Source organism: Streptomyces sp. NPDC038707, assembly GCF_040636485.1.
Classification (GTDB): domain Bacteria; phylum Actinomycetota; class Actinomycetes; order Streptomycetales; family Streptomycetaceae; genus Streptomyces.
The window spans coordinates 1-9,815 of sequence record NZ_JBEZUP010000075.1 but is presented as its reverse complement, the minus strand read 5'-3'; the positions used below and the strand labels follow the sequence as shown (position 1 = coordinate 9,815).

At 69.3% G+C, this 9,815-nt stretch carries 9 protein-coding genes and 5 pseudogenes; 11 read left to right on the top strand and 3 right to left on the bottom strand.

What is annotated here, in order from left to right:
- Nucleotides 1-94: pseudogene (locus tag AB0E62_RS39650) on the top strand (IS5/IS1182 family transposase); the annotation flags it as partial.
- Here the strand turns inward: AB0E62_RS39650 and AB0E62_RS39645 are convergent.
- Nucleotides 54-272 carry a hypothetical protein gene (locus tag AB0E62_RS39645; protein WP_362205889.1) on the bottom strand — a complete coding sequence of 73 codons (219 nt, stop codon included), beginning with the start codon at nt 270-272 and terminating at the stop codon, nt 54-56. The pseudogene AB0E62_RS39650 and the gene AB0E62_RS39645 overlap by 41 nt on opposite strands.
- Nucleotides 273-1,275: 1,003 nt before the next feature.
- Here AB0E62_RS39645 and AB0E62_RS39640 point away from each other — a divergent pair.
- The 6 genes from AB0E62_RS39640 (at nt 1,276) to AB0E62_RS39615 (ending at nt 5,867) form a co-directional block, all read left to right on the top strand.
- Complete coding sequence (locus AB0E62_RS39640) at nt 1,276-1,827, top strand: EF-hand domain-containing protein (RefSeq protein ID WP_362205886.1); 552 nt, start codon at nt 1,276-1,278, stop codon at nt 1,825-1,827.
- Nucleotides 1,828-2,707: 880 nt separating this feature from the next.
- The gene (locus AB0E62_RS39635; RefSeq protein WP_362205883.1) at nt 2,708-2,980 is read left to right on the top strand and encodes a hypothetical protein; all 273 of its coding nucleotides are present in this window, start codon (nt 2,708-2,710) and stop codon (nt 2,978-2,980) included.
- A gap of 13 nt (nt 2,981-2,993) precedes the next feature.
- The gene (locus AB0E62_RS39630) at nt 2,994-3,155 is read left to right on the top strand and encodes a hypothetical protein (RefSeq protein WP_362205880.1); all 162 of its coding nucleotides are present in this window, start codon (nt 2,994-2,996) and stop codon (nt 3,153-3,155) included.
- A 501-nt stretch (nt 3,156-3,656) separates the two neighbouring features.
- Nucleotides 3,657-4,175, top strand: coding sequence for a histidine phosphatase family protein (locus AB0E62_RS39625; protein WP_362205878.1), 519 nt, complete (start codon nt 3,657-3,659; stop codon nt 4,173-4,175).
- A 689-nt stretch (nt 4,176-4,864) separates the two neighbouring features.
- Complete coding sequence (locus tag AB0E62_RS39620) at nt 4,865-5,656, top strand: hypothetical protein (protein ID WP_362205875.1); 792 nt, start codon at nt 4,865-4,867, stop codon at nt 5,654-5,656.
- The gene (locus AB0E62_RS39615; protein ID WP_362205872.1) at nt 5,601-5,867 is read left to right on the top strand and encodes a helix-turn-helix domain-containing protein; all 267 of its coding nucleotides are present in this window, start codon (nt 5,601-5,603) and stop codon (nt 5,865-5,867) included. The genes AB0E62_RS39620 and AB0E62_RS39615 overlap by 56 nt, the downstream gene beginning before the upstream one ends.
- Here AB0E62_RS39615 and AB0E62_RS39610 read toward each other — a convergent pair.
- Nucleotides 5,831-6,067, bottom strand: a pseudogene (locus AB0E62_RS39610) (NAD-dependent epimerase); the annotation flags it as partial. The gene AB0E62_RS39615 and the pseudogene AB0E62_RS39610 overlap by 37 nt on opposite strands.
- A gap of 1 nt (nt 6,068) precedes the next feature.
- Between AB0E62_RS39610 and AB0E62_RS39605 the strand changes: the two are divergent.
- The 4 genes and pseudogenes from AB0E62_RS39605 to AB0E62_RS39590 form a co-directional block, all read left to right on the top strand.
- Nucleotides 6,069-6,827: pseudogene (locus tag AB0E62_RS39605) on the top strand (acetoacetate decarboxylase family protein); the annotation flags it as partial.
- 7 nt (nt 6,828-6,834) lie between these two features.
- Nucleotides 6,835-7,275: pseudogene (locus AB0E62_RS39600) on the top strand (aldehyde dehydrogenase family protein); the annotation flags it as partial.
- Complete coding sequence (locus tag AB0E62_RS39595) at nt 7,265-7,894, top strand: hypothetical protein (protein WP_362205869.1); 630 nt, start codon at nt 7,265-7,267, stop codon at nt 7,892-7,894. The pseudogene AB0E62_RS39600 and the gene AB0E62_RS39595, both read left to right, overlap by 11 nt.
- A gap of 558 nt (nt 7,895-8,452) precedes the next feature.
- The gene (locus AB0E62_RS39590) at nt 8,453-8,824 is read left to right on the top strand and encodes a hypothetical protein (RefSeq protein WP_362205866.1); all 372 of its coding nucleotides are present in this window, start codon (nt 8,453-8,455) and stop codon (nt 8,822-8,824) included.
- Between the two features lie 5 nt (nt 8,825-8,829).
- On the opposite strand, the pseudogene AB0E62_RS39585 reads toward AB0E62_RS39590, so the two are convergent.
- Nucleotides 8,830-9,651, bottom strand: a pseudogene (locus AB0E62_RS39585) (IS5 family transposase).
- Between the last annotated feature and the right edge of the window lie 164 nt (nt 9,652-9,815).

Below are 9,815 nucleotides of genomic sequence, written 5' to 3'. Positions count from 1 at the left end.
GAAGTCCTGGCGGATCTTCCGCCGAAGCCGCTGCAGTCCGAACCGGATGACGGTCATCGCTGCTGCGGTCCTCGCCTTGGAGCGGCAACGCTGAAGAAGCTCAGTGGTGACAAGCCGAATTGGGACCGTGTCACCACCGCACGAGCTCGTGCACGGTTGACGGTGAGACGTGCTTTACTGCCCTGCTCCTGCCAGACCAGCTCCATGTAGTCGCAGGCCCGCAGGATCTGCTCCGGCGCGAGCTGGGGCACCTTGGGCGGCAGCGTCTCCATGTCAACTCCTTGTCGTTCGCTGGCCGGGCGCTTGGTGCGCCCAGCCGACCGCCCTTACGGTGCGCGCCCGGCCCTGTGGATACAGACCGCGCTCCGGGACACGGTGCGGGCATGACGCCGGTCACGGACACAACCAGATTGCAAGGGGCGGCCAAGGAGGAATAGGGCGCCGGTAGTTGGTGGCCGTCAGGCCGCGGACAAGGAGTGGCTTCACACGGTGGCCTCGGCCCGTACGCAGATCCGCGTGCGGGCCGGACGACCGCCGACCCGGCCCGCAGGCCGGAAGAAACCGAGGACACCGTGCCCACCGACCACACATCCGACTCCGCCCACGAGCGCCGCGCCGCCCGCGACCGCCGGCCCTGCGACGGCGTGGAGCAGGCCCCGCAGGCCCCCTCCATTGCCCCCCACGGCCACTTCGCCCACTCGGCGCATATCCGCAGGCCAGCCCCGCAAGTCAAGGCTCCGCGACGCGTTCGACAACCCTCCTAGGCCAGCAGAGGTCTGGAAGCCGACCGGAGTACGAGGGAAGGAAGTGCTGAGGGCTCTGCGGATCTTCCAGCGGGCTACCGCCGATCAGCTGTGGCGGATGCTGCGCCCCACCGACGGCACGACCGGTGCACCCGCGACGCCCTGAACGCGTTCAAGGAGTCGGGCCTGGTCCGGGTGAAGACGCGACTGGAGTCGGGACACCAGCTGTACGACGACGAAGGCCGGCCGGTCCAAGCCGATGGCTACGACGAACACGCCGCCGCCGTGACGATGACCGCCTCGGTCCTCACCGGGGCCGGGTTCGGCCCCCGCTGTCCGGGCAGACCGAGATCACCCACCGCCTGCCGTACGGCAACATTGCCCTCGGTGTGCGGAGCGTAGCCAGGTAGGCGGTGCCGGATGATGAGGCGCACTCGAAGGAGTGAAAGCAGGGCGAGATGCGTGCGGTCGGGTGGCGGTGAACGGAACGATGATCTTTCCCACGTCACTCGACTTTCGGAGGACCGGAACGATGACCACGACGGCGCGGGACGTCATCACCACCAAGCTCGAGCGTTCATTCGATGCCTTTGACGCCAATCACGACGGCTACCTGGACTGGACGGACTACCAGAACTTCGCCGACCGCTACATCCAGGCATACAAGCTCGGCAAGGACGACCGCCGGGCCAGGGCGCTCCATGCCTTCTACCAGCACTTTTGGCTGGAGCTGCTGCGTCACGCGGGCGTATCGGCGGACCGGCTCACGAAGGACCAATTCGTCACGGCCAACCGCCTCGCGAGCGTCGACACCAGTCGGCTCAACCTGGCGGACGGTGCCGGCCACGTGATCTTCGATGTCATCGACATCGACGAGGACAACGCGATCAGCCGGGACGAGTTCGCCCGCTTCCTGAGGGACGTGTGGAAGAGTGACGCGCCCGACGCGATGGACGCGTTCACCAAGCTGGACACCGACGGCGACGGCGAGATCTCGCGCATGGAGTTCGTCCGCGCGGTGCGCGAATACTTCTTTTCAAACAACCCGGACGCGCCGGGCAGCCTGTTCTTCGGGCACGTCTGATCGGTAAGGCTTCCCTCACGGGTCGCCAGGAGGCCGGTACCGGGGGCTCGCGCCGCGGGCTCCCGGTCGCGCACACTGCGCGTCAGTTAACGGCACGACCAGACCAACGATCAGATGATCGGAAAGAAACGCCCTAGACGTGCATGCTGACGTAGCGCACGCCCGGGCCCCACCGCTCCCTCGCCGGGGCCATGCATCACTGGCACAAGGGGCATCCGCCACCGCCGTACTTGTGGGTCTTGCGCTGGCAGCCGGCGCACAGTCCGACACGGTCACCGGGGCAGGTCAGCGCGGAGGGGTCGGGCTCCGAGATCGGGGGCGGGGGGCGGGGCAGTGGTCATCGTGGTTCCTGTTCCGGGTGACCTTCCTGTCACCTCGACCACAGAATATCGACCAAACGGTACGAATGTTCGAGACGCCGCGCGGCTGGCCCCGGCACGGCGACGCCGCCCCTACACCGGGGAGAGGCGGCGGCTTGCCGCATGCGCGAGGACGTCGACGAGGACATGGCCGTGACGTCGTACGCCACCGGACAGCGGCCTGGTGACCGGGCCTTGCAGTGCGACGCGACCGCCGTGTTCACGGCGCCGGACGGCACCCGCGCCTACGTCCTGCTCGACGGCGTCGGCGACACCCCGGCCGTCCGCTCCTGGACGCGCACCGCAGCCCGCCGGCTGGCCCCCGCGGCCGCCGAACACGCGGACGCGGAGGCTGGTCTGCGTGCCGAGTACGGCCGCTACGCCGCCGACCCCGCCCGCAACGCCGGCCATGACGTGCCCTGCGCGGCGGCCGTCGTCGCCGTCCACGTCCCCGGCGGCCTGTTCTCCGTCGCCTGGTCCGGCGAGCGACGGCGGGGACCGGAACCTGATCACCGCCTGCCTTGGGGGAGCCCGCAGCGACGAGGAAACCGAACGCCTCTGGGGCCACCCGGCCACCGAGTACCTCCGCGGCCCGGCCGGGCTGGCCCCTGCCCGCCTCTGACGGCGCCTACGAACCCCACGAAGACGCCGGCCACGACCTCGCCGGCTACCTCACCGGCACCCCGCACACCGCCGCCGAGCGCCTGGTCGACGACGCCGTCCGGCGCGCGCACGCCCTACCGGACTCGTACGCGGACAACGCCACCGCCCTCGTCACCCGCATCACCTGCTGAGGAGATTCCGCCGATGGACACCCCGCCCGTCCCCATCGACACCCTCGACCAGCACATCACCGACCTGCGCGCCGCGCTCCACCGCGCCATCTCCCTGCTTGGCTTCGCCGCCGGACGGGAGGCGGCCACCGACCCCTGCGGGCCGGTCTGCTGCTGGCGGCCGCCGACGACATGACGCAGTTCCTGAACCGCCCCGCCCCGTGAGCCCGGACCTCTGGAGGGCCGCCACGCTCCGGCGCCGGCACCGCGCCGGTGCAGCCGGGGCCGATTCCCGGGTTCGGGCGCTGAGGGCGGGGGTGGTGCGGAATGCTGGCGTCGGCGGAGTCTGAAGTGGGGAGGGGCTTGTGGTGGCGTCGCGGTTGTGGGACCCGGACCGGCCGTGTGTCCTGCCCGGTGATCCCTCGTGGCTGCACGAGGTGCGGTACCTCGGGCCTGTGGACAGAGCCCAGAGATTTCTCCCTGCTGCAAGAGAACGGGACGAATGTGCCTTTGCACGCTAGGTGGCCAACTTTGCAGGCTTGATGGCCACACTTTTCGGGCTACCTGGCCAGCCCCGCTCAGCCCAGAAGGGGCCTGTACTGCCCCCTCAACCTGGCAACACGATGGTTCACCCGCTCGGCTGAGTCGCACGCGGTTCGCCTCGGGCAGAGCCGGTGGGGTGGCGAGGATGATCGCTATGAGTGCTGAGACGACCCGCCGCGTGGTGATCTTCCGCCATGCCAAGGCTGAATGGTCCGATGTTGACGATCACGAGCGCCCACTCGCCGACCGCGGCCGCAAGGACGCGCCGGCCGCCGGCCGCTGGCTCGCCGGTGCGGGCATCAACCCCGAGCTGGCGCTGTGCTCGACCGCGACACGCTGTCGTGACGCATGGAAGCTCGCCGCGGCCGAGCTGCCGCAGCGACCGAAGTCGGTGTACGACGACCGCCTCTACGAGGCGTCACTCGGCGAGCTGATCGCCATCTTGAACGAAACCAGCGACGAGGTCCGCGACCTGCTGGTCGTCGGACATAACCCCGGCCTGCACGCGCTCGCCGACGCTCTCGCTGGCGAGGCGGACGGCGATCTGCTGCCACGGCTGAACCGCAGCGGCTTCCCCACGTCCGCGATCGCCGTTCTCACCTTCAGCGGCTCCTGGAAGAGCGTCGAGCACGGCATCGGCAAGCTCGTCGCCTTCTGGGCCCCACACGCCTGACCGACGGCCGACGTGACCAGCGAGGGCGGTGCCCGGGACTTCCCCGGGCACTGCCCTCAGTGCTGAGCGCCGCCCAGCCTGAGGCAGGGGTGTACAACCACGGGCCGGGTGGCCATGTAGCGCGAAAACTCCGGCTATCTACCGTGCACAGTCACAACGAAACGAACTGGGGCTGCAAGGGCCAAACCGGGCCCCTTGTCCATGGTGGTCGGCCCGACCACGAACCCGATCCTGGCCCCTTGTCCACCTCTGCTATCACCCGCCCATTGCCGTGTTTCTCCTTGACCTGGCCACGGTTAGACCGCGGACAAGGGGGGCCCTGCACGCAGCTCCCTCGTGTCCCCGCCCACCAGGGCGGCTCGAAGTGAAGGAGTCACTGCGATGACCACGCCCCGACCACGGGCAGGCGCCCGGCCCGACCACGGGCACGACCGCCGGCGGGCAAGCCGTCCCGGCTTCCTGTGGTGCGTACTTGGGAGGCCGTTGTGGAACCCACTTTGGTGCCCGGCACCGAGTCGGACGGAGAAAGCCCAGGTCACGACGCAGGTACGGCCGCGCGCCGCGTTGTCACGACCCTCTTCTCTCCTCGTGAACTTTGAAGTGATGTCCGTGGAGGAGGAGATCATCGGGTTCGGGGGCCGAGTGCCCTTGGCGGCCGGGCGCGGCCGGCGCCTGGCAGGTGGCCGCGCGTGCCAGACGACGGGGAGGGGGCGCAGCTGATGGCGGTCAAGCGTGAGGAGAACCCGGCGGCGTCGTCGAACAACCTGCGCGGTGGCGTGCTGCGCGTGCTCGGGGTGCTGAAGGTCGCGACGGTCGAACAGATCCAGCAGATCTCAGCCCCGCATCTGAGCTACCGGCACACCGGCGAGCCGACCTTGTCGAAGCGGAAGCAGGCCCGCACGCCGCCCGATCGCTGCGCCGACCACGGACTTCGAGGAGACACGAGGAGCCCGACCGCGACAGGTCCACACGTCGACTCGACCGGAGCGCAGGTCGTCGGTGAGGTCGGCCTGCTGGAGTACAACGACTGCCAGGTGTCGGCGATCCATGACCTCAGGGACATCTTCCGTGTCGCCAGCGAGTACGCCGTGGGGTCGGCCGATCTTCCGAGCGTGATCCGGGTCGGCACCTGGGCGGTGTCCGCGACCGACGACGGGCCGGTCTTGGTGTGCACCTCGGACACTCATCCTGAGCGCGCGCACCGGCTCAGCCATGTCATCATCCCTCCGAGCCTCGTCGTACCGGAGCTGATGGCGTCGGTCGTCGAGCTCACCGATTGGCTCGTCGGACTCCGGTGCGAGGGCACCACCCTGTGTGCCGTGTGCGCCGGCGTCTTCGTCCTCGCCGAGACCCACCTGCTCGACTTCCGGGACGCCACGACCCACGCGTGGATGTGGCGGACCAGGGCGAAGTGGTACGCGTACTGTGCGCCGAGGAGCTGGCGCGCCGGCATCCGAAGGTTCTGCTGGACGCGCACGTGAGTTGCTGGAGCTGACCAACGAGCCGGTCGCCCAGATCTCCCGCGGCGTCGGCTACCTGGACGTGTCGAACTTCCGTCGGATCTTCCAGCGCGTCACGGGCGTCACGCCGTCGGAGTACCGGCGCCGGTTATGCATCGCGGCACGAGTCAGCCGACCCGAGGCGCTGTCGGCGAATCAGCCGGCGAGGATCCGCTCCACGCCTTCCCGGTAGCTGGTGACCTGGAATTGAGGAAAGCGGGCCGCGAACTTCGAGCTGTCGAAGATGTTGTCGTCGCGGTAGCGGACAAGCAGCTCGAACATCTCGTCGAGCGGCTTGACGAAGCGGCGCCCGAGAGGGAAGGCGAGCATCGGCAGTACCGTGTAGCCGATCTTTCGGCCGGTGACCTCGCCGGCGATCTCGATGAGCTGGGCGCCGAAGAGCCGCGTGGACTCCCACATCGGACCCACGCTGACGCCTAACTTTTACTACCGCATCTCCACGACCCGGCTCACGATGTTCGCGCCGACCAAGGCGATCCGTACCCGCCTGCCCCGCGAGCTGGACCCGCTCGAGATCGCCCCGGGGCTCGGCATCGTCTCCGTGATGGCCTTCCGGTACGACGTGTGCGACATCGACTTCTATACCGAGGCCGCGGTCGGCGTCGCCGTGAGGCCGGCCCGGCACGGTGGGCTTGGCCTGCTCGACCTGGTCAGCGGACTCAAGAACGACTCCCTGCACTCCTACGTACTCTTGCTGCCGGTCAACACCGAGATCGCACAGGTGCGCGGCCACGACGGCTACGGTTTCCCCAAGTGGGTCACCGAACTCGACGTCGACATCGACACAGAGCGCACCTCCGTCAGGGTCGCCAACGACCAGGGCGGCCTTGACTTCGCCCTGTCGGCGCCCACTCCGAAGCAGACCGCCCGACCCACCGGCGCACACGTCTCGACCCTGACCTCCTACACCACGATCGACGGCGGCTGGCACTCCACGACCAGCCAGATCAACATGCTCTCCTCGGGCGCCACGCGGTTCCCCCGCCGCCTTGACCTGCAGCTCGGTGAGGGCCGGATGAGCGATGACCTCCGCTCGCTGAAGCCGATCCGGACGATCCAGCTTGACGTCACCACCGAGGTCCAGCTGGCGCTCCACATGCCTGTGCCCACCTCCATCCAGGACCGGAGCTGAGACCGCGATGACCACCACGCACACCGCCCCCGCCGAGGCCGCCCTCCCGGCCTGGCTGACACCGGCCCGGGTCGCCCGCCTGGCCACCCTGATAGCCGCCGGTACCCGCGCCCAGCGGGTCGCCACGACCTCCCCGTACACCGGCGCACCGCTCGCGGACCTGCCGGTCTCCACCCCCGGCGACCTCGAGGAGGCCTTTGCCCGGGCGCGCGCCGCCCAGGCTGGCTGGGCGGCCACCACGGTGGCCGACCGCAAGCGCATCATGCTGCGCTTCCACGACCTCGTCTTCCAGCGGCAGGAGGAAGGCCTCGACCTGATGCAGGCCGAGAGCGGCAGGACCCGTCGCGACGCGTTCCTCGAGGTGAGCGACATCGCGATCACTGCCCGCTACTACGCGCGCAGCGCACGGCGGCTGCTCTCACCCAAGCGCCGCAAGGGTGCGATCCCCCGCTGAGGATCTGGCCCTCCTGAGCGCCAACCCCGATCACCTCGCGGGGGCCTGCGCCCAGCTCGCCCGGCTGGATCAGCCGACCGTCGTCTCGCCGACACTGAGCCGGACCCTGATCCGCATCATCGGCAATGCCGATCCGGACCGCGACCGCCCGGCCCGGCTTCTGGAACGCCACTCCGAGCACCGCCGAGTCCAGGTGCTGTCCGCTCTCGCCGCCAACCCGCACACCCCGCACGCCGCCGTCGAGAACGTCCTGGACGGGCTGCACCCCGCCGAACTGGCCTGGATTGCCGAGAAGGTAGGCGGCCTCGAGTGGTTTCCGGGAGCGGCGGCCGCCGTTCCGGTACCCGTAGACGAGGACGATGGTGTGGTGCGGCTTCTGGACGACGACGCACTGGGCGAGCACCCCGACCCGGCGGCCGTCCTGCAGTCCTGGCTTGACTCTCCCGCGTCCGGTGACACCCTCACCCGCTCCGAAGTCTACCGCGCCGTCGCGAGATCCCGGTACCGCACCTCGGAGCACCTGCGCCAGATCCCTGCGGATGAGGTCCTCGCCGGCAACGAGCCCGACGTCGCTGTGCCCATCCTGCTGGACCACCGCGGGCGCAGCACGTAACGGTGGGAGGCCCTCGCCGCCGCCATGACGTCCGGCTACGGTGAAAAGGAGATCACCTTCGGTCAGCTCCCTGGACTCCCTGGACTCCGCACCCGCAGAGAAGCAGCCATCCTGACGGGACGGACCACAGGGCGCTGCGTGCGTGGTGCTCAGCGTCCGCGCGGGGTACGGGTTTCCGCTTTCGGTGTCATGCGCCGACGCTGTGCTCTGGAGCCGGCCGGCAGCTGTCTCAGATCGGTGTCTTTTCCGGACCCCGGGGCATCTTCCCGCCGGCCGGCGCGGCCCACAGCCCTGGCTGCCCGGTGCTCGCCTCCGGGCGCCGGCCGTACGTCCTGCCGCCCGTCGCCTCCACCCGGCCCAGACGCGCCGTCGGTCCTGTCGCTGAGTGGCCCGCCCGCGCGAGTCCGCCGGTCCGGTGCCCTGGTGCTGTTGCCCGCCTTACTGATCGTTTCAGAATGCCGTCCTGCGGAGATGCTGGCGGCCCATGGAACAATTCCTTCAGCCACGGGCTCAGGGGGGTGACGCCGCATGGAACGGGTTGGGGCTGCACGAGACCTCGTGCTCGGTTACGTCCGTGCTCTGAACGCGATTGACGAGGTCATGAGGGTGGCGATCCCCTCGCTTGAGCGACTGGCCGATGTCCTTGGCCTGGCCCGTTCACGCCGGATCAGCCGGAGTGGGCACATCGGTGCCTACTCCTACACGGTTCATGGGGCGGGATGCCGATTCGTCAGTGGCAACGGCACTGAGGTCGATGTGGACTTCGAAGCCGACGGGAGCGGAATTTTCGACCTCTGGCGGCTGCGCTGGTATGGGTTGAGCCTGCCGGAGCCTCTTGACGTCACGGATGAGGACCTGCGGGCCGCAGTGCGGTCGCTGCAACCGCTTCTGGCCGAGGTGCGGCCGGGGTGGTTCAGCGTAGCCAGCTGATCGCTTCAGGACGATGTCCGCAGACGAGGGAGGCATATGAGGCTGCAGGCCAGTTCGAGCAGGCCCTGATGGAGATCGGCGCGTCGCTCGTAGCGGGTGCGGAGCCGTTTGAACTGGTGCAGCCAGGCGAAGGTACGCTCGACGACCCAGCGCACCTTGCCCAGCCCGGAACCGTGGGCGACACCGCGTCGGGCGATCAACGGCTTGATGCCCCGCTTCCACAGCAGGCGGCGGTACTTGTCGAAGTCGTAGCCCCGGCATGCAGACGTCGGGGCTTGCGGCGAGGGCGTCCCCGGGCTCCCCGAATCGGCGGGGCCGCGTCGAGCAGGGGCAGGAGTTGGGTGACGTCGTGCCGGTTGCCGCCGGTGAGCGTGACGGCGAGTGGGGTTCCGTGCCGGTCGACGATCAGGTGGTGCTTGGAGCCGGGGCGGGCGCGGTCGACGGGCGAGGGCCCGGTGTGGTCCCCCTTTGAGGGCCCGAACGTGCGAGCCGTCCACGGCACAGTCGTCCAGGACCAGCAGGTCGGCGCGGCACAGCTCGGTCAGCAGGGCGGCGTGCAGGCGGGGCCAGACGCCGGCCTCGGTCCAGTCCCGGGCCTCGGTCCAGTCCCGCAACCGGCGCCAGGCCGTCACGCCGGAACACCCCACGGTCTCCGCAGGGACGTCCCGCCAGGCGACACCGGTCCGCAGCACGAACAGGATGCCAGCGAGTGCTGTTCGGTCAGGAACACGCAACCGCCCCGGATGCCGGTGGCGCCGCTCGGGAGCGGGCGGCAGCAGAGGGGCAACCCGCTCCCACAAGTCGTCAGGAACAAGATCAGCACCCACCTCGGACAGCCTGCCGACCAAGATCGCCGAGTACAAGACCCGCAGCTCAACTCATTCTGAAACGATCAGTTACTGATCTTTTCGTAAGTTCAGTGGCTGTGGTGGGTGGATGGTCAGGCCGGTGTGGGCGAGGAAGGACCATGGCAGTTGTGGGTTGTGGTTGA

Excerpts from the sequence above, each read along its gene's own strand:
- AB0E62_RS39640 (WP_362205886.1), top strand. The coding sequence starts at position 1,276 with ATGACCACGACGGCGCGGGACGTCATCACCACCAAGCTCGAGCGTTCA.
- AB0E62_RS39630 (WP_362205880.1), top strand. The coding sequence starts at position 2,994 with ATGGACACCCCGCCCGTCCCCATCGACACCCTCGACCAGCACATCACC.
- AB0E62_RS39645 (WP_362205889.1), bottom strand. The coding sequence starts at position 272 with ATGGAGACGCTGCCGCCCAAGGTGCCCCAGCTCGCGCCGGAGCAGATC.
- AB0E62_RS39625 (WP_362205878.1), top strand. The coding sequence starts at position 3,657 with ATGAGTGCTGAGACGACCCGCCGCGTGGTGATCTTCCGCCATGCCAAG.